At 41.2% G+C, this 23,247-nt stretch carries 21 protein-coding genes; 15 read left to right on the top strand and 6 right to left on the bottom strand.

The annotated features are described in order from the left end of the window. Together AOG27_RS21455 and AOG27_RS21730 are read right to left on the bottom strand one after the other, a co-directional pair. The coding region (locus AOG27_RS21455) for a transposase (protein ID WP_235523691.1) at positions 1 to 378 on the bottom strand (378 nt) is incomplete at its 3' end. Further along, the gene (locus tag AOG27_RS21730) at positions 338 to 784 is read right to left on the bottom strand and encodes an IS630 family transposase (protein ID WP_082389249.1); all 447 of its coding nucleotides are present in this window, start codon (positions 782 to 784) and stop codon (positions 338 to 340) included. The genes AOG27_RS21455 and AOG27_RS21730, both read right to left, overlap by 41 nt. 595 nt (positions 785 to 1,379) lie before the next feature. On the opposite strand from AOG27_RS21730, the gene AOG27_RS10010 reads away from it, so the two are divergent. The 5 genes from AOG27_RS10010 (at position 1,380) to ihfA (ending at position 6,908) form a co-directional block, all read left to right on the top strand. Beyond that, entirely contained in the window at positions 1,380 to 2,435 is a 1,056-nt protein-coding gene (locus AOG27_RS10010) for a DUF2066 domain-containing protein (protein ID WP_054552892.1), read from the top strand. Next, positions 2,435 to 3,145, top strand: coding sequence for a DnaA regulatory inactivator Hda (hda, locus tag AOG27_RS10015; protein WP_171038282.1), 711 nt, complete (start codon positions 2,435 to 2,437; stop codon positions 3,143 to 3,145). Before AOG27_RS10010 ends, hda begins: the two co-directional genes overlap by 1 nt. Positions 3,146 to 3,222: 77 nt before the next feature. Then, positions 3,223 to 4,203 (top strand): phenylalanine--tRNA ligase subunit alpha, encoded by a 981-nt coding sequence (gene pheS / locus AOG27_RS10020; protein ID WP_054552893.1) that lies wholly within the window; start codon positions 3,223 to 3,225, stop codon positions 4,201 to 4,203. Between the two features lie 15 nt (positions 4,204 to 4,218). Further along, on the top strand, positions 4,219 to 6,606 hold the full coding sequence (pheT, locus tag AOG27_RS10025; RefSeq protein WP_054552894.1) for a phenylalanine--tRNA ligase subunit beta: 2,388 nt from the start codon (positions 4,219 to 4,221) through the stop codon (positions 6,604 to 6,606). Between the two features lie 2 nt (positions 6,607 to 6,608). After that, complete coding sequence (gene ihfA / locus AOG27_RS10030; protein WP_002960690.1) at positions 6,609 to 6,908, top strand: integration host factor subunit alpha; 300 nt, start codon at positions 6,609 to 6,611, stop codon at positions 6,906 to 6,908. Between the two features lie 64 nt (positions 6,909 to 6,972). Here ihfA and AOG27_RS10035 read toward each other — a convergent pair whose 3' ends face one another. Continuing rightward, positions 6,973 to 7,779, bottom strand: coding sequence for a DUF2989 domain-containing protein (locus AOG27_RS10035; RefSeq protein ID WP_054552895.1), 807 nt, complete (start codon positions 7,777 to 7,779; stop codon positions 6,973 to 6,975). Between the two features lie 174 nt (positions 7,780 to 7,953). Here AOG27_RS10035 and AOG27_RS10040 point away from each other — a divergent pair, with 174 nt between their 5' ends. The 9 genes from AOG27_RS10040 (at position 7,954) to ccoG (ending at position 19,652) form a co-directional block, all read left to right on the top strand. After that, positions 7,954 to 9,396 (top strand): glyceraldehyde-3-phosphate dehydrogenase, encoded by a 1,443-nt coding sequence (locus AOG27_RS10040; RefSeq protein WP_054552896.1) that lies wholly within the window; start codon positions 7,954 to 7,956, stop codon positions 9,394 to 9,396. A gap of 202 nt (positions 9,397 to 9,598) precedes the next feature. Further along, positions 9,599 to 10,726, top strand: a complete 1,128-nt coding sequence (locus tag AOG27_RS10045; protein ID WP_054552897.1) for a M14 family metallopeptidase — start codon at positions 9,599 to 9,601, stop codon at positions 10,724 to 10,726. A 327-nt stretch (positions 10,727 to 11,053) separates the two neighbouring features. Beyond that, positions 11,054 to 12,556 (top strand): alanine/glycine:cation symporter family protein, encoded by a 1,503-nt coding sequence (locus AOG27_RS10050; protein ID WP_054552898.1) that lies wholly within the window; start codon positions 11,054 to 11,056, stop codon positions 12,554 to 12,556. Positions 12,557 to 12,707: 151 nt separating this feature from the next. Next, entirely contained in the window at positions 12,708 to 13,034 is a 327-nt protein-coding gene (locus AOG27_RS10055; RefSeq protein WP_054553080.1) for a hypothetical protein, read from the top strand. Position 13,035: 1 nt separating this feature from the next. Continuing rightward, a complete protein-coding gene (locus AOG27_RS10060) occupies positions 13,036 to 13,317 on the top strand; it encodes a YeaC family protein (protein ID WP_054552899.1) in 282 nt (93 codons plus the stop codon). Continuing rightward, positions 13,307 to 15,988 (top strand): DUF349 domain-containing protein, encoded by a 2,682-nt coding sequence (locus tag AOG27_RS10065; protein ID WP_054552900.1) that lies wholly within the window; start codon positions 13,307 to 13,309, stop codon positions 15,986 to 15,988. The genes AOG27_RS10060 and AOG27_RS10065 overlap by 11 nt, the downstream gene beginning before the upstream one ends. 54 nt (positions 15,989 to 16,042) lie before the next feature. Then, positions 16,043 to 16,600, top strand: coding sequence for a DUF1439 domain-containing protein (locus AOG27_RS10070; protein WP_054552901.1), 558 nt, complete (start codon positions 16,043 to 16,045; stop codon positions 16,598 to 16,600). 111 nt (positions 16,601 to 16,711) lie between these two features. Then, the gene (locus AOG27_RS10075; RefSeq protein ID WP_054553081.1) at positions 16,712 to 18,118 is read left to right on the top strand and encodes a sigma-54 interaction domain-containing protein; all 1,407 of its coding nucleotides are present in this window, start codon (positions 16,712 to 16,714) and stop codon (positions 18,116 to 18,118) included. Positions 18,119 to 18,269: 151 nt separating this feature from the next. Next, on the top strand, positions 18,270 to 19,652 hold the full coding sequence (ccoG, locus tag AOG27_RS10080) for a cytochrome c oxidase accessory protein CcoG (RefSeq protein ID WP_054552902.1): 1,383 nt from the start codon (positions 18,270 to 18,272) through the stop codon (positions 19,650 to 19,652). 37 nt (positions 19,653 to 19,689) lie between these two features. On the opposite strand, the gene AOG27_RS10085 is transcribed toward ccoG, so the two are convergent. From AOG27_RS10085 to AOG27_RS10095, 3 genes are all read right to left on the bottom strand, one after another. Beyond that, positions 19,690 to 20,106: a hypothetical protein gene (locus AOG27_RS10085; protein WP_054552903.1), complete on the bottom strand. Its 417-nt coding sequence runs from the start codon at positions 20,104 to 20,106 to the stop codon at positions 19,690 to 19,692. Between the two features lie 184 nt (positions 20,107 to 20,290). Beyond that, a complete protein-coding gene (locus AOG27_RS10090) occupies positions 20,291 to 21,196 on the bottom strand; it encodes a M14 family metallopeptidase (protein WP_054553082.1) in 906 nt (301 codons plus the stop codon). A 63-nt stretch (positions 21,197 to 21,259) separates the two neighbouring features. Further along, positions 21,260 to 21,850: a hypothetical protein gene (locus AOG27_RS10095; protein ID WP_054552904.1), complete on the bottom strand. Its 591-nt coding sequence runs from the start codon at positions 21,848 to 21,850 to the stop codon at positions 21,260 to 21,262. Between the two features lie 152 nt (positions 21,851 to 22,002). On the opposite strand from AOG27_RS10095, the gene AOG27_RS10100 reads away from it, so the two are divergent. Continuing rightward, positions 22,003 to 23,040, top strand: a complete 1,038-nt coding sequence (locus tag AOG27_RS10100) for an AI-2E family transporter (RefSeq protein ID WP_054553083.1) — start codon at positions 22,003 to 22,005, stop codon at positions 23,038 to 23,040. Positions 23,041 to 23,247: the final 207 nt, after the last annotated feature.

The raw sequence follows: 23,247 nt of genomic DNA on the forward strand, positions 1-23,247 counted from the left end.
ATAAGGTGGGAGCTTTATCAGGGTTAGGTTTTTAAATTCTGCAGCTGTATCGTATGTGTGCCAGCCTGCGCCATCTATTATCACGACAGCGTGTCTTCCAACAGGTGTCGCGTGTGATATCTGGCGCATATGCTGCGTCATTGCTTCTTTATTTACGAATGGGCTAACTAACGCTTCTGTTTGGCCTGTGGCTGGACATACCGCGCCAAATAAGTATCCATAGTCAAATTGCTGTTGTTTTACAATCCKTGGCCGAGTGCCTGTTTCAGCCCAAATGCGCGTAGTCGGATTTTGCTGGCCAAATCGTGCTTCGTCCTGAAACCATACGTCGATCCGATCAAGAGGAAGGTGTCCTGGTGTGTGAAGGATCGTTTCCAGCTGGAAGTTTTTTAAAAGCMTCTTGGCTCTGTAATGATTGTTTTGGGTGTTTAGAGCGGCTTGTGATCCAACTAAAGCCAAGTTGCTTTAGAATTTTATAGACATGATTTAAGTGGTAATGAACACCAAATTCAGTGTGAATGTAATGCACAATGTCTTCACCGGTAAGGCGCCCACCGCGAAGTTCTRTGTTCGTGCGCTTTATAAATTCAGACAGTTGTTCAAGTTGCCGCTGTTGCAGCCTTGATGGACGTCCTTGAATAGGCTTATTGTCTAAACCATCAAGCCCATACTCTAGGTAACTAGAAACCCATTTATTCACACTACTTCTTGCAGTGTTTAGACGTTTTGCAATATCGGTTCGGCTATTACCCTCATAAAATAAAGACACTGCRAGCAATCGCATGCGTTTTCGTGCGTTTGGTTCTTTTCGAGAAAGCGCTAAAAGCTGTTCAGATATGTTTGAATTCAATGTTATTAGCCGGTGATTTTATATAGCCTATATTAGATCAGATATTTAAGCGGAATGGTATTAGCGAGTTACAAGTTAGCAAGGGTAAAGTCGAACTGTTGGGTTGTTTAGTACAGAGTCATTCTAAGCTCACCCTGTTCATTCCCCAGGTAGGTTGGGTAGAGCGGAGCGAAACCCAACATAATCCATATGACCCTCTTCATAACCCATGGTTAAAAATTCTTAAAATCTCTACTGGTCTAACTGGTTGGCGATCTCTAAACGGCTTATTTCACCTCGCGCTAATTCGTCTTTTATTAATGAGCTTTACCTCTTCATTCTGCATGACGAATTACCACGCTGTTGGGTTACGCTTCGCTCTACCCAACCTACGCCAGACTTCCAAACCTTTACTCCTTCAACTTTCCCCTCGTTAACTTTACTCTTGTAATTCACGAACTCGCTCAGCTGCCGTTCATTAAATTAACTTTGCTTTGTTTATGGCTTTGATTTAGGATCAAATCAGTTTAAAAGCAAGAACTAATGGCCTGTGTCTAGATTACTTATTTGTTTATTATTATTTTTTTCGAGTGCTTCAACCTTTGCTGTTGAGGTGACTAATTTATATCAAGATACTCTTAAAGTTGCAGACAAATCACGTGATGCTCGTTTGGCAGCAAGCCGTGAAGCGCTGCTAAATGTGTTGGTGAAAGTAAGTGGGGACACAAGTGCAGATCAAAACCCGGTTGCTAAACAACGCACCCGCGACATTTCCGATTACATGCTCAAATTTGAATATGATGAAAAAGCAGATGGCAGTTTAAATCTGGTCGTTAAGTTCGAAGCCAATAAGATTAATGCATTAATCAAAGATCTTGGCTTGCCACTTTGGGGGACACGTCGTCCTTTAGTGGCGATCTGGCTAGGTATTGAAGATAACTGGCGCCGTGAATTGGTTACTCAAGAATCATACCCACAGCTTGAACAGCTTATATACGACAAAGCAAGTCGTCGTGGTTTACCTGTGGTTGTGCCACTACTTGATTTACAAGATCGCGCTATTGTTGGGATACCAGAAGTGTGGGGTAATTTCTCTGAGCCTGTAGAGCGAGCTTCAAGCCGTTATAGTGCTGAGCGCAGTATTACTGCAAGAATGTATCAACAAGCTGATTCAGAAACCTGGATCCTTGATTGGCGTTTCACTAATGCTGAATTATTCGATACTAATCGTTTGATGGGTGATAAGCAGCAAATTGTTGCAGATATGATTGATAGTTTAGCGGGTGGCTTAGCAGCAGAATACGCAATAGATCCAACGATGATTGGCCAACTTGCTACAGCAACTTTCTATCTTAAAGGTATCAATAACTTTGTAGATATTGAATTTGCTAAACGCCGTTTAGAGAGCTTAAGTGTTGTTAATCGTGCCGTAATATCTGTGCGTACACCTGATAGCGTTCAATTTACTGTTAATCACACTGGCAGCATGAATGATTTTAGAAAAGCGTTAGAACTTGATAGTGCCTTTAAAGCGTATCAGGACCCGCGTGATTTCTATCAAGTAGTCAATAAAGATGAGCTTGAATATCAGTGGCAGGGGCTTTAATCGCAGTGCAAGAACCAATGCAAATGGCATTACCTGTTACTTTGCCTGATGATGAAACATTTACTTCTTATTTTGGTGGCGAAAACTCGCTTGAAGTGAGTCACCTTAAAGATGCGTTCACAAAGCTTAGTAACAAATTTCAATATACTTATTTATGCGGTTTGGGCGATTCAGGTAAATCGCACCTGTTGTATGCGACCTGTATTCACGCTCAAGAGCGCGGTTTGTCAACCATGTTACTTTCGATGCGTGAAGTGATTGACTACGGCCCTGTGGTACTTGAAGGTCTCGAAAACCTTGACGTGTTATGTATTGATGACGTGCACTTGGTAGCAGGCAACGATGCATGGGAGAAAGGATTATTTAACTTTTTCAATCGCTTTAATGAGCCGGGCAAATACCTTGTGGTCACAGCTGATTTATTACCTGACATGCTACATATCAACCTACCGGATTTAGTTTCGCGTTTGAAGTGGGGCACAACGTTACAAATTCGTTCAATGAGCGATGATGACAAAGCCGAAGCGCTCGTACGCCGTGCTCACATGCGTGGCCTTGAATTGACGGATGAATGCGCGCGCTTTTTATTAACGCGATTAAGCCGTGATATGCGTGCGTTATTAGACGTTTTAGATAAACTTGACCACGCCTCAATGGCTGCACAAAGAAAATTAACAATTCCTTTTATAAAATCAACGTTAAAGCTTTAGTAGGGCTAGAATCTAGTCCTTGCTTTCAGTTATCATTAGCTATTACAAAAATCCTTCTGTGAAAGACCAGGTACTCAATGAACTTAGAAAATATTTTAGCGCAAGCACTTGAGGCAGTTGCCAGTGCGAATGAAATCGCGCAACTAGAAGATATCAGGGTTAATTACCTTGGTAAAAAAGGTGAAATCACCAGCTTACTTAAAACGCTAGGCAAGATTGCCCCTGAAGAGCGTAAAGAAGCGGGTCAAGTGATTAACCAAGCAAAACAAGAAGTACAAACAGCCATTAACGAAAAGCGTGAGTTACTAGCAAGTAAGGCTCTTGAAGAGAAGCTAGCGGCAGAAACGATCGACGTAACTTTACCGGGTCGTGTTATGCCAACAGGTGGCTTACACCCAGTAACTCGTACTATTGAACGTATTGAAAGCTTTTTTGGTGAGTTAGGTTTTGCGGTTAAATCAGGTCCTGAAGTTGAAGATGATTTTCATAACTTTGATGCGCTAAATATTCCTGAGCACCACCCAGCGCGTGCTGATCACGATACTTTCTATTTCAACCCTAAGCTTGTGTTACGTACACAAACAAGTGGTGTACAAATCCGTACCATGGAAACAGAGCAGCCACCACTACGTATCATTTCTCCAGGTCGTGTTTATCGTAACGATTACGACCAAACACACACGCCAATGTTCCACCAAGTGGAAGGCTTAATGGTTGATACAGATGTAAGCTTCACTGAGTTAAAAGGTATTCTGCACGACTTCTTACGTAACTTCTTTGAAGAAGATATGGAAATTCGTTTCCGTCCTTCTTACTTCCCATTTACCGAGCCATCAGCTGAGGTTGATGTTATGGGTAAAAACGGCAAGTGGTTAGAGGTATTAGGCTGTGGCATGGTTCACCCTAACGTTCTTAAATCAGTGGGTATTGATCCAGAAAAATACACAGGCTTTGCATTCGGTATGGGGGTTGAGCGCTTGACGATGTTGCGTTACGGCGTAAACGACTTACGTGCATTTTTCGAAAACGATTTAAAATTCCTAAACCAGTTCCGTTAAGAGTGAAGATATAAAATGAAATTTAGTGAAAAGTGGTTAAGAGAGTGGGTTAACCCAGCAATCGACACACAGGCTCTTTCGGAACAGTTATCAATGGCTGGACTTGAAGTTGACGGTGTTGAGCCTGCAGCAGCTGAGTTCACAGGCGTTGTTGTTGGTGAAGTGGTTGAGTGTGGTCAACACCCAGACGCTGATAAGTTACGTGTAACTAAAGTAAACGTAGGTGGTGATGAGCTACTTGATATCGTGTGTGGTGCACCTAACTGTCGTCAAGGTTTAAAAGTCGCTGTTGCGACTGTTGGCGCTGTATTACCAGGCGACTTCAAAATCAAAAAAGCCAAACTTCGTGGTCAACCTTCACACGGTATGCTGTGCGCATTCGTTGAGTTAGGTATCAGCGAAGAAGGTGATGGCATCATGGAATTACCAAGTGATGCACCAATCGGTACTGATTTACGTGAGTACTTAAGCCTAGACGACAACATTATTGATGTTGACTTAACACCTAACCGTGGTGATTGCCTAGGTATCAAAGGCCTAGCGCGCGAAGTTGGTGTACTTAACAGTGTTGATGTAAACACACTTGAAATCGCACCAGTTGCTGCAACGATTGATGACAAAGTATCGATTGAGCTTGTGAATGATGAAGCGTGTCCTAGTTATTTAGGGCGTGTAATTAAAGGTATTAACCTTGATGCAGAAACACCACTTTGGATGGTAGAAAAACTGCGTCGCAGTGGTATTCGCTCAATTGACCCTGTTGTTGATGTAACAAACTACGTGTTATTAGAGCTAGGCCACCCAATGCACGCATTTGATTTAAATGCGATTGAAGGTGGTATTAAAGTACGTAGCGCAAACGCGGGTGAAGAGTTAGTTCTGTTAGATGGCAACACTGCAAAACTAAACGAGTCAACGCTTGTGATTGCTGATCACAATAAAGCGCTTGCTATTGCAGGTATTTTTGGTGGTGAAAAGTCAGGTGTAACTGAAGCAACTTCAGATATTTTATTAGAAAGTGCATTCTTTAACCCTGTCGCTATTGCGGGTCAAGCACGTAGCTACGGTTTACACACAGATGCGTCACACCGTTACGAGCGTGGTGTCGATTTTGCACTGCAAAAAGATGCGATGGAACGAGCGACAGCATTACTTCTTGAAATTGTTGGCGGTGAAGCAGGCCCAGTTGTTGAAGCAGTTGCAACTGACAAATTACCAAAAGTAACAGAAGTACGTTTACGTCGTGAGCGTTTAGACCGTGTAATTGGCCACCACATTGATGATGCAAAAGTAACTGACATCCTAACGCGTTTAGGTTTAGACGTTAAAGTTGTTGATGGTGTATGGAGTGCTGACGTACCTAGCTATCGCTTTGATATTCGTATCGAAGAAGATTTAATTGAAGAAGTTGCGCGTGTATACGGCTATAACAGTATTCCTAACGTTGCACCAACTGCTAAATTAAAAATGACTAACCATGACGAGTCGCATGTTGCGGTAACTAAATTCCGCAATACGCTTGTAACACGTGGTTACCAAGAAGCAATTACTTACAGCTTCGTTGATCCAAAAGCACAAGCAATTTTACACCCGCAAAGTGATGCGCTTGTATTGCCACACCCAATTTCGGTTGAAATGTCGGCAATGCGCGTGAGCTTGATGCCGGGTCTATTAGCGTCTCTAGTTTATAATCAAAACCGTCAGCAACCACGTGTACGTTTATTTGAGCACGGCTTAAAATTCTTACGTGACGAAAATGCTGAAAACGGTGTAAACCAAGTTGCTGTTATCGGTGGTGTAATCTCAGGTCTTGCACACGGTGAACATTGGGTTCAAGAGAAGCGTAGCGTTGATTTCTATGATTTAAAAGGTGATGTTGAAGCACTTTTAGCTATTAGTAACGATTCATCACGTTTTGAGATAAAAGCAGAGCAGTCTGATGGCTTACACCCAGGCCAATCAGCCGTTATTTATGTTGATGGTAAGAAAGTAGGTTTCTTTGGTGCAGTGCACCCACAAGCGCAAAAGTCACTAGATATCAACAACACAGCATTTGTGTTTGAAATCGAAATGTCTGCACTAGAAAAAAGAAAATTACCAGAAGCCGTGGCAGTGTCGAAATTCCCGTCAAACCGCCGTGATATCGCGATTTTAGTGGAAGATCACGTAAAATCTGGCGATATTTTAAATGTCATAGAAAAAGTTGGCGGAAATCAATTGGTTGACCTAAACTTATTCGATGTGTATAAGGGCAAAGGTATTGAGCCAAATTATAAGAGTTTGGCGATTGCTCTAACACTGCAAGCGGTTGATAGAACGCTCGAAGAGAAAGATATCAATCAAGTAGTTGATAATGTGGTGGCCGCACTGGCCGAACAATTTAACGCATCGTTGAGGGACTAGATATGGCGCTTACTAAAGCCGACATAGCTGAACACCTATTTGAAAAACTCGGGATCAATAAAAAAGATGCCAAAGATTTAGTTGAAGCGTTTTTTGAAGAAATCCGCTCAGCGCTAGAAAAAGGCGAGCAGGTTAAGCTCTCTGGATTTGGTAACTTTGATCTTCGAGATAAGAAAGAACGTCCAGGCCGCAATCCGAAAACAGGTGAAGATATTCCTATTTCGGCGCGCCGAGTTGTGACTTTTAGACCAGGTCAAAAGCTAAAAACTCGTGTAGAAGTTGGCACAAGCAAAGCAAAATAAGAAAAGGCAGCGTTAGCTGCCTTTTTTATTTGTCTGAGCACTGCACATTAGCGAGTTGGAATTATCAAAACCCGCGTGGTGATACGAAGCTTCCTTCTTGGATACTGTCGTAGGTTTTTTGTGCTAAATCATCTAAGCTGTCTAGGCTTTTGCCTGCGGCAGCAAGTTGATGTTCGATAGGTAAAATATCGACATTTTCATACCCTGATAATTGTGCCACGCGTGCAAAAGTGTATGCGTGCTTATACTTTTCGTGTTTGTAAAATAAGCTGACCAGAGTCGGGTAGATCTCTGGATTCGGTGTTTCACCTGCTTTATTTAACTCGAGCGTTTTGTATAGCAAATCAATGGTTTTTTCATCATCAAACTTCACGTAGTAGCTTGCCAAGAAAAACTGCATTTCAGCATCTTCGGTCACCCGTTTATCTTGTTTTTCTTCAAGGGCGAGTAGTTTAGTTAACGCTGATTGGTCGTTATTACGTGACCAATGGTAATACAACAAACCAGGGTGGTTCGTATTTTTGGTATCTTGAAAAATACGTGTCATTTCTTTAATGCTTGTTAAATGACCTTCAACGCGAGAGGTGGTTTTTTCTTTTAGTTTTATATGCTCAATCTTGGCCGCAAGCGATACACATTGATCGTATTTCTCAAAGTCTTTTAATAATTGATATTTGTTTTCGTCTGTTGGCGACTTATATTCAACATAACGTTGAATGATGACCTCGGCACGTTGCTCTTTACAGTGACTGTCTTTATTTAAATCACTGCAGAAGCCAGGTGTTTCGTCGCACACTTTCGCCAGTGTAAGCGGATCTTCACAGCCTGCTAATGCCAATAAACCAAGCAACACGCTTGCTCTTAATAACATTCCTTAACCTCTACTTAATTTGTACTACTTTATTCTAGCGCAATGATTTGTTCTGTAACAGTGGAGAATCGTTCGAGTTTAAATTAGAATACCCCTGCCTGAGATGTGTTGCTCTCAAATCACAACACATTTTTTAAGGCTATCCGTTCAAAATTGTTTAATTAGGTAAAAAAAATGACCTCATCTCACGAGTTAGAATACACAAGCAGCTGGCAAGAACGTCAAGATTACGCAGAAAGTATGCAACCTATCATTGGTAGACTTTACCGTAATCGTGGTATCGAAATCGCTGTATATGGCCGTCCTCTCGTTAATGCCAGTACAATCGATATCATCAAAGCACACAAAACAGTTGCTCAGTTTGAAGGTACAAAACTACGTTTACGTGAAAGCTTCCCTTTCTTAGAAGCAATTAGCAAAATGGACTTAAACTCAGCACGTATCGATATTGGTAAACTAGCGTATGGTTATTTGTTTAACGATGCTGCGAAAGGTCGCTCAGTTGAAGAGTACTTAACTGACGAATTAGCAGAAATCGCAAACTCAGAGCGTAAAGAACCACGTGATGTTGTGTTATACGGTTTCGGTCGTATCGGTCGTTTATTAGCGCGTCTTTTAATCGAGAAGTCAGGTCCTTATGCAGACCTACGTTTACGTGCAATCGTTGTACGTGGTGGTAAAGATGGTGACCTAGAAAAGCGTGCAAGCTTACTTCGTCGTGATTCTATCCACGGTCCATTCAATGGCTCAATTACAATTGACAAAGAGCGCAATGCAATTAAAGCTAACGGTAGCTACATCCAAGTTATCTATGCTAACTCACCAAGCGAAGTTGATTACACAGCTTACGGCATTGAGAATGCGCTTATTGTTGATAACACAGGTATTTGGAAAGACGAAGCAGGCCTTGGTCAGCACTTAGAAGCGAAAGGCGCAGCAAAAGTATTATTAACTGCACCAGCTAAAGGTAACATCAAGAACATCGTGTACGGTGTTAACAACCAAGATATCAAACCTGAAGATAAAATTGTCTGTGCAGCAAGCTGTACGACCAATGCTATTACGCCAACGTTAAAAGCGCTTAACGATAAGTTTGGTATCAAAAATGGTCACGTTGAAACTGTTCACTCGTACACCAATGACCAAAACTTAATTGATAACTACCACAAAGCTGAGCGTCGTGGCCGTGCTGCTGCACTTAACATGGTTATCACTTCAACAGGTGCTGCAAAAGCGGTTTCTAAAGCTTTACCTGAGCTTGAAGGTAAACTAACTGGTAACGCTATCCGCGTTCCTACGCCAAACGTATCAATGGCTATCTTGAACTTAAACCTTGAAAAAGGTACAACTGTTGAAGAACTAAATGCGTTCTTACGTGAAACAGCACTTCATTCAGACCTTCGTGATCAAATCGATTACACAGCGTCTACTGAAATCGTATCGACTGACTTAGTAGGTAGCCGTTACGCAGGTGTTGTTGATTCACAAGCGACAATCGTAGATGACAACCGCGTTGTACTTTACGTTTGGTACGATAACGAGTTCGGTTATAGCTGTCAGGTAGTACGTTGTATGCGTGATATGGCTGAAGTAACTTTCCCAAGCTTACCTCGCTAATACCTAAGTTATAAAGAATCTAGAAGCCAGCATTATGCTGGCTTTTTTAGTCGTGAAAGTTTTTGCAAATTTTCAGCATGTGATAGGCTGTTAAGGGTCTACACCATATTACTAACAAAACGTTCTAACTACAGAGCGTTGACTTAATTCTGAACTAACAAGCGAATAGCTAAGAATTATTTTTAACCAATAGGTTTATAGAATGAAAATCACCAGCAATTTTGACAGTGGTAATATCAAGGTTATTGAAGCCGTTGATCCACTGAATATTCAATTAGAAATCAATAAAGACAATCAGTCTGATTTTTTCCAGTGGTTTCACTTTCGTCTTGAAACAACTGCGTTTCAAAACCATAAATTACACATTAATAACCTAGAGAACTCAGCATACCCTGATGGCTGGGAAGGTTACCATGCGGTTGCATCATACGACCGTCAAACTTGGTTCCGTGTCCCATCTGAGTACGCAAACGGCACACTATCATTTGAAGTAGAGCCTGAGTGCGGCAGCATGTACTTTGCTTACTTTGCGCCATACAGCTATGACCGTCACTTAGATTTACTAGCATGGGCACAAAGCCAACATGCCTGTGAATTAGAAACATTAGGCGAAACCCTTGATGGCCGTGACATGAGTGTTTTACGTGTGGGTATTCCTAGCAGTGAGAAGAAAAAAATCTGGATCACGGCGCGCCAGCACCCAGGCGAAACTATGGCTGAGTGGTACGTTGAAGGTTTACTTCATAAATTACTTGATGATGAAGACCCACATGCAGCGGCACTATTATCTAAAGCGGTATTCTACATCGTGCCAAATATGAACCCAGATGGCAGTGTGCGTGGTCACCTACGTACTAACGCTAAAGGCGTTAACTTGAACCGTGAATGGCAAACACCGAGCATGGAAAATAGCCCTGAAGTTTTCTTAGTGCTTAACAAAATGCGAGAAACTGGCCTTGATATGCACTTAGATATTCATGGTGACGAAGCAATTCCTTATAACTTTGTTGCGGGTAGTGAAGGTATCCCGGGCTACGATGATCGCTTAAAAGAGTTAGAAGATAGCTTTAAAGCTGCGCTTTTAACTGTGACGCCTGAGTTCCAAGACGAACATGGTTATCCAAAAGATGAGCCGGGCCAGGCTAACTTAACTGTCGGTTCTTCTGCTGTCGCGCATGAATTTAATGCATTAGCGTACACGGTAGAGATGCCATTTAAAGATAACGATGATTTACCAGATCCAGATTATGGCTGGTCAGATCGTCGCTCGTATCAATTTGGTCAAGATACGTTAGCGGCTATTGTTAACGTGGTTGATAAATTAAGATAACGACCCTTACGGGCATCAGCAAAACTGATGCCCGTAATTGTATCTGATACCAATTTGCAAAAATACTTAATTAAACAAATTGGTATGAAAGTTAAAAAAGCAGCGGTGCAGAGCAGGATGCATCGAATGTTAATTTAGTAGGTACATTTATCATATTGAAAATTAACTGTTAACAAACTTGGTTGGTTTAAGTTAATATCCAATATATTCAGCTGTGAAGTAACAAAATTTCATTTTTATTTCTCACAGTTATCGAGTCGCGCATTCTCACAAGCTCACGCTGAGTATCGTAACTAACAATAAAAAATATAATCATAGAGGATATCCATGGAAGCTTTAGTAAGCGCCGTTAACGACATAATTTGGAGTGATGCACTCATTTATTTATGTCTAGGCGCAGGTCTGTTTTATTCCGTTTTAACCCGATTCGCACAAGTTAGACATTTTAAAGAAATGTGTAAATTATTACTTAGCTCTAATAATTCAGATACGGGTATTTCTTCGTTTCAAGCGCTAGCGGTTTCGTTATCAGGCCGTGTAGGTGTAGGTAATATTGCCGGGGTTGCTGCAGCAATCGGCTTTGGTGGTCCGGGTGCGATTTTCTGGATGTGGATAGTTGCGTTTCTTGGTGCAAGTACTGCGTATGCCGAGTCAACACTTGGTCAGATTTATAAATCAGAAGAAGACGGTCAATATCGCGGTGGCCCAGCATATTACTTCGACCGCTGCTTACAGCAAAAGTGGTTAGCCGTATTATTTGCAGTATCGGCGATTATTGCTTGTGGTGTATTCCTTCCGGGCGTTCAAGCGAATGCGGTAGGTAATGCATTCACACAAGTTTTTGGTGAAGGCACATTGGTTAGCACCAGCTTTGGTGAAGTAGGTAGCTTTAAGTTGGTTGCTCTTGCAATCATCTTAATTGTGCTTGCATTTATCATCTTTGGTGGCATTAAACGTATCGCAAACTTCACACAAATTGTGGTGCCATTTATGGCGCTAGGTTACATCGTGTTAGCGTTAATCGTGGTGTTCTTAAACCTAGATAAAGTGCCAGGTATCTTCTCAATGATCTTATCTGATGCATTCACCGCGCAAGCAGGCTTTGGTGCTGCTATTGGTTGGGGTGTTAAACGTGGTATTTACTCAAACGAAGCAGGGCAAGGTACGGGTCCGCATGCAGCATCAGCTGCCGAGGTAGATCACCCAGCTCAACAAGGCTTAGTGCAAGCATTTTCTGTTTATGTTGATACCATTTTTGTTTGTACAGCAACAGCGTTAATGATTCTAATCACTAAACAATACAACATTGTGGGTGAGTTACCTGCAGGTCAATTCATTGTGCAAAACGTTGATGCTGCAACTGAAGTAGGCTCTGCTGCTTTTACACAAATGGCATTATTTAGCGTATTTGGTGGCTTTGGTGAAGCATTCGTTGGTATTGCTTTATTCTTCTTCGCATTTACTACAATTCTTGCTTATTACTATATTGCTGAAACGAACGTTGCTTATTTAAACCGTTATTTCAAAGGCAATATTCCGTTGGTTGTTGTGAAGTTTGTCATCATGTTTATGGTGGCTTACGGTATGGTAAACAACTCAGGTTACATCTGGAATATTGGTGACATTGGCGTAGGCTTAATGGCCTGGATCAATATTGTGGGTATTTTGGCTATTTTCTTTGTCGCAAAACCTGCACTTAACTGTCTACGTGATTACGAAGATCAAAAGAAAGCCGGTGGTGAAATCACTTTTGATCCAGTTAAATTAGGCATTAAAAATGCGACTTTCTGGGAAAAGCGTCTAGCTGAAAAGGCGAAACAGAAACAATAAATCGTTTTTTTGAGTTTTTACGGTGAATTTAGTTGTGCAGGTTTTCGAATCTTCATAAATGAATGAAATTCAAAAAAGACATCGACTCATAAAACAAGTACAATAAAGGGCGCCTAAAGGCGCCTTTTTTATGCGTAGTATGGAGAAAGATATGGCGATTATTAGTTGCCCGCAGTGTGCAAAATCAATATCTGACAAACATAAGCAATGCCCGCATTGTGAATGCCAAGTCACCGATCTAAGCAATGAGCAATTGCAGCAAATGCAAAAAGAAACGCGCATTCGTAGACAACAAAAGTTTATGAATCAGTCTTTCCTCGCACTGATTTTATTTTTAGGGGGCTTTTTCTGTTATTACTTTATGCACCCCGAAGCAAAGTCTCTTGAGTGGTATGCCTATACATCGGCAATGGCAGTAGGTTTTGTGTGGTATCTTGTAAGCCGCATCTATTTAGTTGTTTTAAAAAAGAAAAAGTAACATGAATATTGATCACATCGTTAAAAATATCACCCCAGAAGTATTTGAACGTCTTCAGTATGGTGCCTCTACGGGTAAGTGGCCAGACGGCACTCCTTTGACTGAGGAGCAAAAACAACAAACCGTTCAACTCGTGATGCTTTATCAGGCTAAAGTTTCGCAAAGCAATGAGCAGTTTACCATTGGCGCAAATGGTGAAATGGTGCAAAAGAGCAAAGCTCAATTGCAAAAAGAATTCGCATCAGAAAATGAAATAGCTAGGTTTAGTGAAAATGATCTTTAAACACCTGTTTACTCCAAAATGGAAGCACCCTAAAAACCAAGTCCGTTTAGCTGCGGTTGAACGTCTTGATACAGAGCGTGACCTTAGCATCTTAAATAGCATTGCCCTTGAAGACAGCTCAGCTGAAATCCGCAAAAAAGCATTAAACAAAGTGAACGATATCGTTTTATGGTGGCAAGCATACAAGCAAGACCAAGCACTGAAAGACCTTGCTGAGCAGCATATCAATCAAGCGGTTTTAAATACCGACAGCCAACTAGATGCAAATATCAAAAATGAGTTTATTGAGCGTTACGCACCTGTCAAAACTCTTGAGAAACTCGCCTTTGCAGAAAAAGAACTTCAAGTTCGCGTTAAGTTACTTAAGCGTTTAGCAAACCCAAGCTTAATTGATAAAGCTTTTAAAGAAGGCCGTGAAGAGCTGCAATTGCAACTTGTTGAGCTTGTGATTAATCATCAACTTGCTAAATCACTATTAAAGCATGCAAAAGGTAAGGCGCATACCCAACTGGCGACTCATCTTGACAATGAACGCTTAGCGATAGAAATGCCTGCCAAAGTAGAAGCTGATACACGTGTGGTATTAGCAAAGCTTAATGCGCTTCGTGATAAAAATGACTTTCAGTTAGTGTCGATGCAACATGCTGAGTTATTACAGCAGTGGCAAGCTATCGAACTAAAATGGCTGAGCGATGAGCAAGTAAGCACGTTAGATAAGAAATATTCAGCGATTACGCAAAAGCTTGAATCGCACATTGCAGTTTTAAGTAAAGAGCATGAAGCAGCGCAGCAAGCGTTAGCTGAGCAACAACGTCAGGTATTGGCACTTGCAAGCCTTGAAGCAATTGGCGAAGAAATTGAAAATGCATTGCAATTAGGCTTAGAAACGCCAGAGCAAATTCAACAAGATTGGCTCGAGGCAAAAGTTGCAGAGGCAAAAGATGCATTAGCAGAGGCGGACTTAGCTGATAACCAAACTGTGCGTGATGTAAAACAACATTTAACAAATTTATTTAACCAAGTTGAGCAGTTACCGCAACTGGTTAGTGCTATTGCTGAGTTTAAAGAGACATTTGATCAATTAAATATCGTTGCGACAACTGAAGACGAAAGCGAGTTTGACGGTCTTAAACAGCAGTTTGAGCAACAGCAAAAATTAGCACGCAAAAAGCTGGCAAGTATTCCTAGTCGTTTACAAGGTCGCTTTAAAGCAAATTTAGCTGAAACAGTAAACAGTTGGCAGCAAGCGATGGCACCGCTGACGAATAAGTTTGAGAAAAATCAACAAACAGCTAAGCGTAAAGCTCGTGATGTAAAACGCTTAATTGAGCAAGGTCGCTTTAATGTTGCCTTTGGTGTGTTTAAAGGTTTTGAAGAGCTATACGCAACACTTACAGACTATTACAAACAGCCATTAAATAGCCTTAAAGCTGATTTAGAAGCGCAACTAGCAGAAGCAAAAGATTGGCAAAAATACGCATCGGCACCAAAGCGTGATGCGCTACTCGTTGAAGTAAATGAACTTGTTGCAACCGAGTGTACTGACCCTAAACAACGTGCAGAGCATGTTAAACAGTTACGTCGTCGTTGGAATGAGTTAGGGCGTTTAGATACTGATGCAGAAAAGCAACAAGGCGAGTTATTCGATCAACAAATTGAATTACTGTTTGCGCCGTGTCGTGAGTATTTCGCAGAGCAAGAGCAACAACGTGAGCAAGCTAAAGCACAGCGCGTTGAAATAATCTCGCAAATGCAGCAGTTAACAGAGCTTGATAGCTCTTCTGATGAGTTTGATTGGAAGCAGTTTGAAAGCAAGTTCAACCGTACCGCAAAAGCGTGGCGTTCTGCAGGTAATGTCGATCCTAAAACATACCGTGAACTACAAACGCAATTTAAAGCTGCACAATCACAAGTACAAGGTCAACTTGCTGCATTTCATAAAGCAAATGCTGAACAAAAAGCAGCACTTGTTGAGCAAGCAACACAGTTATCACAAAGTGATGATTTAGCTGCTGCGTGCCAAGATCTAAAAGCGCTTCAACAAACTTGGCAGACTATTGGCTTTGCAGGAATGAAAGCAGAAAACACCTTGTGGCAGCAATTCAGACGAGTTAATGACGAGACTTTTGCTAAGCGCAGTGCCGAGTTTGAACAGCAAAAGCAAGTACAGCAACAAAATGACGAAGTTGCCGCACAGCAGTTAAGTGAGCTTGAGTCTGCACTTGAGACCGTGGTGCATCTTGCACAGCTTAAAGATTTAACAGCGAAGCTAGCAGAGCTTGAATACTCAAAAGCGTTATCGGCACGCGTGACTCAGTTAGAGGCAGCGATTAGTGAAAAATCAGCGCTAATTAGTAAGCAAGCAGAGCAGTCTAAATTAACGGCTTTATTTGCTGCTCTTGAAAGCAACAGCGAACTGCCTTCGCAGTTTCAAGCTTCATTAACAACTAAGCTAAACGCTGCGCAGCTGTTAACCCGTATCGAAATTCTGGCAGGCGTAGAATCGGCTGATAGTCAGTTACGTATGACAGAGCAAGTTGCGATGTTAGATGATAAACACCGTGGCGAACAGGCAGATGTTTATTATTACTTAAAGCAATTACTTGCAGTCAGTGAGGGTTCAGTTTCAGCTGACACACTAGCAAGGCTTAAAGCAATATTTGCAATTTAACGAATAAAACCGCTTTTTAAAGCGGTTTTTTTCCGTGTGTTTTTGAGGAAAACAATGAGAATTTTATTACTACTTACCTGTTTATTTTTAGGGGCATGTAAAACGACAGATCAAGGGATGTCTGTTTACTCGTTTACCAATTCTGAAATTGAAGCAGCCCTTGCTAATCAATTACCAAAACTAAGTGAACAGATTAAGCTGATGGGCTTACCAGTTGATTTTGCGGTAAACGACCTGAGTGTCAATGTTGGCCCAGATAAACGTGATGTGGTGGTTTTAGGGGCCGATTCTAGTGCCGTCATCAAAGCGTTTGCGCTTAAGTATCCAGTACGCTTAAAGCTACAAATCGAAGGTAGCCCATTTTATGACAGCGAGAAAAAAGCGGTCTTTTTACGTAATGTAAAACTGGTTGATACAACAATCGACACCGCGGGTTTCAAGGGCAGCTTAAACTTATTAGACGACGAAGCAATGCAAGTGATTAACGGCTTTTTAGCGGTTAACCCTGTCTATAAGCTAAATATGAACGACCCTAAAGTCGCACTATTGAGCAAATTACCATTAGATATGAAAGTATCTCAGGGTGAAATTATTTTAGTGCCCACACTGTAAAACTATTTGATATTTTAAAGCGGCTTCTAGCCGCTTTTTTTGTAATTGCTTGTTAAGCATGTTTAACCTTGCCATAATTGCTCGTGATATTTCGCGAATTGAGTGATGGCTATGATCAAGGAATTTTTAAACGACCCCACATTGCTGCTAAATGCCGTAGGTGAAGGTATTTATGGCTTCGATTTATCGGGTAATGCAGTTTTTGTTAACCCTGCCGCTGAGCGCATGACAGGCTGGAAAGCAGACGAACTCCTTGGTAAAAAAATACATCAATATCATCATCATACTCGTAAAGATGGCTCACCATACCCCGCAGATGAATGCCAAATATATTGCACCATGTTCGATGGCAAACACCGTCATGTAAACGATGAAGTATTCTGGCGTAAAGATGGTAGTTATTTTGCTGTTGAATATACATCAACACCAGTGTATAAAAATGGTGCCTTGATTGGGGCAGTCGCGATTTTTCGCGATGTATCCAAACAACAGCAAACAGAAGTGGCGTTACGTGATGCCTTAGCACAAGTTCAGCACTTATCTGAGCAGCTACAAGCTGAAAATGCTTACCTTATTTCAGAGTTAAACGAAGATTGGCAAGACTCTGGCTTAGTTGGGCAAAGTCATTCATTTCAAAGTATGCTCGAGCAAATTACCTTGGTAAGCCAAACCAATAGTACGGTTTTGATTTTAGGTGAAAACGGCACGGGTAAAGAGCTGGTGGCACGAAACCTTCACCGCTTGAGCAATCGTGCGGAGCAACCTTTCATAAAAGTGAACTGTGCGGCGTTTTCAGCCAACTTAATTGAGTCTGAGTTATTTGGTCATGAGAAAGGGGCGTTTACTGGCGCTAATGAACGCAGAAAAGGGCGTTTTGAACTGGCTGATAAAGGCACTTTATTTTTAGATGAAGTGGCAGAGCTGCCATTAGAGGCGCAAAGTAAATTACTGCGGGTACTACAAGAGCAAGAGTTTGAGCGCGTCGGGGGCAGTCAAACTTTAAAAGTCGATATCCGAGTGTTAGCTGCAACAAATCGTAACTTGTGGCAAATGGTTGAGCAGGGCAGCTTTCGAATGGACTTGTATTATCGCTTAAATGTGTTTCCTATTCGTGTGCCTGCGCTTCGTGAGAGAAAAGAAGATATTCCACTCCTCGCAGCAAATATTATTACGCAGCTGAACAAGCGCTTAGGTAAACAGTTAAAAGGGCTTAGCAAAGCAACACTCACCAAACTGGCGAATTATGATTGGCCAGGTAATATTCGTGAGCTACAAAATATTCTAGAACGTGAAGCAATTCTGTCTAAGCAAACTGTACTGCAGCTTTCAGCACCTTTGAGTAACGAGCAATCAAATGAGCAGGTGGTTTCCCTTGATGCGGTGCAAAAGCAGCATATTTGTGAGGTGCTAAAACGCTGTAACGGGCAAATATCAGGTGAAAATGGTGCTGCAACCTTGCTGGGACTGCCTGAAAGTACCCTTAGATCAAAGATGAAAAAGCTAGCGATAAAGCGTTAGTTCGTGATATATCGCGATCATTCGCGATATATCGTGCTTTTGAGCGTTCAAATATAAATTTAATCATTTAATATCAATAACTTATTTTTAATTTTTCTTGGCCTGATTGTTGCTCTGTCAGGTTATTACCGACACAAAAGTAAGTAGCAAAATGAAATTTGATATTAAAGAGCAAGACTTAATCATCAAGCCCTACAACCAAGAAGGGCCAATTTATATTCGTGAGCAAAAGGGGTATTTCCAACGTATCCGCCGTTACTTAGGCTGGGTGCTGATGCTGACGTTCATCGCCATTCCGTGGATCCCCTATGATGGCCGCCAAGCCGTATTACTCGATGTAGCCAGCCAAAAATTTACCCTGTTTGGTTTAACGCTGTTACCACAAGATTTTATGATCTTAGCTATGTTATTTATGACAGGGGCGTTTGCATTGTTTTTCGTCACTAATTGGTTAGGGCGTGTTTGGTGTGGTTACACTTGCCCTCAAACAATTTGGATGCTGATGTTTACTTGGATCGAACACAAAGTTGAAGGTAACCGTAATCAGCGTATTAAACTTGATAAAGCTGAATGGTCAGTGAGTAAATGGCAAAAGAAAATCACTAAGCATGCAGCTTGGCTGGTGATCTCTTTGCTTACATCGATGTCATTTATGGCTTATTTCATCCCCGCTAAGTCTTTATACATGAGCTTATTTACTCTAGAAATGTCTGGGATCGTCAGCTTTTGGGTATTCCTGTTCGCTTTTTGTACCTATGGTAATGCGGGATTCTTACGTGAAAAAATGTGTACAGTGGCGTGCCCATATTCACGTTTTCAATCTGTGATGTTTGATAAAGACACGTTAGTTGTTACCTATGATCAAGCGCGAGGGGAGTCTCGTGGTGCGCGTAAGCGTAAAGCCGACCCTAAAGAATTAGGCTTAGGTGACTGCGTAGACTGTAACCTATGTGTTGAAGTATGCCCAGCGGGTATCGATATTCGTAATGGCTTGCAGTATGAATGCATAAACTGTGGCTTATGTATCGATGCATGTGATAGCACTATGGAAAAATTCAACTATCAAAAAGGACTGATCAAATACGCCTCAGAAAAACAAATGGAAGGCAAAACGACCAACCCATTTAGATTAAAACTGCTTGGCTATGGCGGTTTAACGGCGCTGTTTGTCGTGGGCATGGTTGTGTGGATGGCAATGCGTACACCTATTGAGGCTTCTGTCATTCGTGACCGTAATGCCTTGTACCGTGTTAATTTTGAAGGTTTAGTAGAAAACCCATATACCTTATCAATTATCAACAAAACACAGCATAGCTTGAGCTATTCAATCGGTATAAGTGGTATTGCAGAAGCAAGCTTACAGGTGCCTGAAAAGATAACTGTTGAAGCAGGTCAGATGAAACGTGTGCCTGTCACTGTGGTTGCTGATGGCTACGAGTTAAAGTCAAAAGTAACGCCTATTAGTTTTCACATTCAAGCATTAGAAGATGCTGATATCGCAATAACTAAAGAAACTAAGTTTTACCGAGATTAACCTCAATCACGGCTCTAGAAACGAAAATGGCTTGTTTTTAACAAGCCATTTCTGCAAATTCGAGCTGCTTTAGCACATAAGCTTTAGCGCTGTCTAAATCATCAAATAAACAGTCCATTATTTGAATTGGAGATTGTGCTTGTGCAATGATGCGTTTCATTTGATTAAGCACAATAGACGAGCTAAACATATAAGCGGTTGCTATACAGTTAGTGCCTTGCAGGGCACGGAATAATTGAGTAAAACCGCGTTCTGCATCAGGGGTGGTAGCAAGTAAATGGGTAGAATGACTAATATACGCCCACGGCTTTCCAGCGAAAGCAGTAATATGCTTTTTTAAATTGATTGCAAAGTCATTGACTAAACGAGCGTTAATATTGCCAGAAAACTGCCCAATAACAATTGGACCTTCAGTAATAATCCTGACACTGCCATAGTGATTCTTAAATTCCAATTTGCTTCCTTTTGAACTTAAAAAGAGCGCGAATTTTATACAATTCTATGTATGTGTCTAGTTATTTAGTATACAAATTTCAAAAAACATAACTTTTTCATTAATTTTATTTTTATGTGAATCCTATCTAATTATTCGCATAGTAGTGAATAAATAATCCACTCCCTTTTTAAAATATAGCTAACTATTTGTTAACAATGTAATTTAGAGCACCGCTAATTGAGGCTACTTGTGCATCAATACAAATGTCATCATTTGCTTGTGGACTATCAGGGTAAACCTCTGTTGTTGTGACAAATTCTGCATCAGTTAAACCCATACATAAACCAAGCTTTTTCGCTTGGTAATTAATTACACCAAATTGAGTTTGTGGTACGCCAATTAATTGGTTATTTTCATCACTTGGTGCGATGTGGGTTACTTTTTCAACTGATTTTATAATCGCTGCCTGAAATGCATCATGCGGACGCTCACTATCAGCGACAAGATAAAAGCCATCTGGGATATTCCAGTTATCGTGGGTCGTTGCATCACGAGCAGCTAGAGCAGGGCGAAACTCACTATTATCAGTGTCTGTCGTTTCATGTAGGTCAATATGCACATAAGGTGCAATAGTGTTATCGGCTAAATATTGCATAATTGCTGCAGACTCTTCAGCGGGGCTATCTGCATAGAAAGAGCGATTTGGATCCGTGGCATTTGGATTCCAGCGGTTAATCGTTTCATATCCCCAAGGGCTGATACACGGAGCCACTAAAATATTAAAATCAGCAAAGTAGTCTTTGGCACTTCTCTTAGCAAACGCTAAAGCACCATGCACGCCACTTGTTTCATAACCATGAACACCACCGGTAACCAGCACAACAGGTTTATCAGCTTGCCATTGTTTGCTCTTTAAAATGTAAAGAGGGTATTTGTCGCTGTCGTAACTTAATGCGCCATATTGCTCAATATTGAAATCGCTTGATAAAGAGTCTAGTTGCGATACAACATCATCTAAATAGCTACGCTTTACTGACTGTAATTCAAACCATGCTTTCTTATCTTCTTTGTTCCACGGCCTACCAGGGGTTCCTATAGGGTAACTCATAAAATACCTTGTTGTGACTTGCTGCAAAACGCCAAGCTTATCTAAGCTGTTAAGCTGCTGCAACTAGATAAGCTCAGTAGTAAAGTTACCTTGCTCGTACAGCTTTGCATGATGGTGCTTATGGGTCTCAAATAAGTAATTACGAAGTGCATCTTCACCTTGGCACACTTTCACTATTTTTCCGGCAATTCCTTTGCTGGTCGTTCTTATTGGCTTTATGCTAAGAATAACCTGTTCTTCACTCGGTAAATTAAATGCCAACAGTATTTCTTTATTGAGAATAGGAGTTTGACGCTTTGGCTTGAGTAACACGCCTGTGCTTGATAAAGACAGTATCTGAAATTGCTCTGTGTGAATTTCGAGATCAGGCGTACGCCAGCTGCGTTCGATGCCTTTGGTGTCTATTACTTCTGGTGCGCTAAGTACAGGGATCAGTTGGCCATTCTCGTCCTTGGTAAATTCAAGCGGAAACCACAATTGATAAATCCCCACTTCAGCAAGCAGTGTCAGTTTGGCATTGGTAAGTAAGCCGTTTAATTTATCAGGCAAATTGAGCCTAATAGACATTTTTGTGTCGGTTGGATCGCTATCAGTCCGTTCTGCCTCGAATAAACGGTTGAAAAAAGTGAGTTCTTGTTCGGATAAATGTGCCATATAAAGCTCCTTTTAAAGCACGCTTAGTTATATGTATCATAAATTGTTCAAATTATGCACGTATAAACAGCATTAATTGTGCCAGCAGCTTTGTGATTTATTTTGCGACGTATTTCACTTACACTGATAAAAAAACTAACAAGGATTTTATTTTGTCGAGCCTGACTGGTGTAAATAAAAGTTTAGTGATATTTGCTGCTTTAGTCGTTGTTTTAGCTGGTATTAAAGCTGCAAGTGTGATTGTTATCCCATTTGTATTGGCAGCCTTTATTGCCATTATTTGTAATCCCTTAATTCGTTTCTTTGCCAAATACGGTATCCCTAAAGGCATTGCTGTTGTATTTGTGATGTTGATGATTGTCGGTGTAGGGATAAGCCTTGCCGGGTTGGTTGGGCAATCGATGACCGATTTCTCTGAAAAGCTGCCTGAGTACAAAGCACAACTAAAAGAAGAATTTGTCTGGGTGGTCAATGTTGCAGCGAGTTATAACATCCTGATTGATAAAGAGCAGATTATTTCTTTATTCGATCCGGGCAAAATGATTGATGTTGCAACCAACATGCTCACAGGCCTCGGTGGCGTGATGGCTAACTTGTTTTTGATCATCCTAACCGTGGTGTTCATGTTGTTTGAAGGACCTATGCTGAGTAAAAAAGTGCATTTAGCACTGGACGATCCTGAAATGAAAATGCAGCAGGTTGATCGCTTTTTAGATTCAATTAATTCTTATCTGGCTATTAAAACGCTGGTTAGCTTAGGCACAGGTATGCTTGCAGGCTTTATGCTGTGGGCACTTGATGTTGATTACTTTGTACTTTGGGGTGTAGTGGCGTTTATGCTTAATTACATTCCAAACATAGGCTCTATCATTGCTGCGGTGCCTCCTGTGTTACTTGCTTTGATAACTCAAGGCCCACTGGTTGCAGGGTTTATTGCTGGCGGATATTTGGTTATTAACACCGTAATGGGTAACATTGTTGAACCGCGCTTTATGGGTAAAGGGTTGGGTTTATCGACGCTGGTGGTGTTTTTATCGTTAATATTCTGGGGCTGGCTGATGGGGACCGTGGGCATGTTGTTGTCAGTCCCATTAACCATGATAGTTAAAATAGCCTTAGAGACTAGTCAAGAAGGGCGATGGTTAGCTACCTTGCTTGGCAATGGAGAAGAGCTAAAACTTGAAGAGTAATACCAATCCGCAATAATACTTAATCATTTTGAGGGATTAAACCTGTCGCTATCTGCGTTAAAAATTTCTGATTTAGAACAACTAAATAACGAAATTTTTGCCTTGCTATCAACGAGGTTTTCTTGCCTCAAATTAGACCACTTAATTAAGCGAATTGGTATAAAAAGGCGCTTAAGCGCCTTTTTGTCCATGAAAATCTGTGAGTTG

The sequence above is a fragment of the Pseudoalteromonas lipolytica genome, assembly GCF_001306915.1.
Classification (GTDB): Bacteria; Pseudomonadota; Gammaproteobacteria; order Enterobacterales; family Alteromonadaceae; genus Pseudoalteromonas; species Pseudoalteromonas simplex.

What these genes read in the sequence shown, in the direction of transcription:
- AOG27_RS10050 (WP_054552898.1), top strand. Translation starts at nt 11,054, where the DNA reads ATGGAAGCTTTAGTAAGCGCCGTTAACGACATAATTTGGAGTGATGCA.
- AOG27_RS10060 (WP_054552899.1), top strand. Translation starts at nt 13,036, where the DNA reads ATGAATATTGATCACATCGTTAAAAATATCACCCCAGAAGTATTTGAA.
- AOG27_RS10035 (WP_054552895.1), bottom strand. Translation starts at nt 7,779, where the DNA reads ATGTTATTAAGAGCAAGCGTGTTGCTTGGTTTATTGGCATTAGCAGGC.
- AOG27_RS10065 (WP_054552900.1), top strand. Translation starts at nt 13,307, where the DNA reads ATGATCTTTAAACACCTGTTTACTCCAAAATGGAAGCACCCTAAAAAC.
- AOG27_RS10040 (WP_054552896.1), top strand. Translation starts at nt 7,954, where the DNA reads ATGACCTCATCTCACGAGTTAGAATACACAAGCAGCTGGCAAGAACGT.
- AOG27_RS10090 (WP_054553082.1), bottom strand. Translation starts at nt 21,196, where the DNA reads ATGAGTTACCCTATAGGAACCCCTGGTAGGCCGTGGAACAAAGAAGAT.
- pheT (WP_054552894.1), top strand. Translation starts at nt 4,219, where the DNA reads ATGAAATTTAGTGAAAAGTGGTTAAGAGAGTGGGTTAACCCAGCAATC.
- ihfA (WP_002960690.1), top strand. Translation starts at nt 6,609, where the DNA reads ATGGCGCTTACTAAAGCCGACATAGCTGAACACCTATTTGAAAAACTC.
- AOG27_RS10070 (WP_054552901.1), top strand. Translation starts at nt 16,043, where the DNA reads ATGAGAATTTTATTACTACTTACCTGTTTATTTTTAGGGGCATGTAAA.
- AOG27_RS10055 (WP_054553080.1), top strand. Translation starts at nt 12,708, where the DNA reads ATGGCGATTATTAGTTGCCCGCAGTGTGCAAAATCAATATCTGACAAA.
- ccoG (WP_054552902.1), top strand. Translation starts at nt 18,270, where the DNA reads ATGAAATTTGATATTAAAGAGCAAGACTTAATCATCAAGCCCTACAAC.
- pheS (WP_054552893.1), top strand. Translation starts at nt 3,223, where the DNA reads ATGAACTTAGAAAATATTTTAGCGCAAGCACTTGAGGCAGTTGCCAGT.
- AOG27_RS10045 (WP_054552897.1), top strand. Translation starts at nt 9,599, where the DNA reads ATGAAAATCACCAGCAATTTTGACAGTGGTAATATCAAGGTTATTGAA.
- AOG27_RS10075 (WP_054553081.1), top strand. Translation starts at nt 16,712, where the DNA reads ATGATCAAGGAATTTTTAAACGACCCCACATTGCTGCTAAATGCCGTA.
- AOG27_RS10095 (WP_054552904.1), bottom strand. Translation starts at nt 21,850, where the DNA reads ATGGCACATTTATCCGAACAAGAACTCACTTTTTTCAACCGTTTATTC.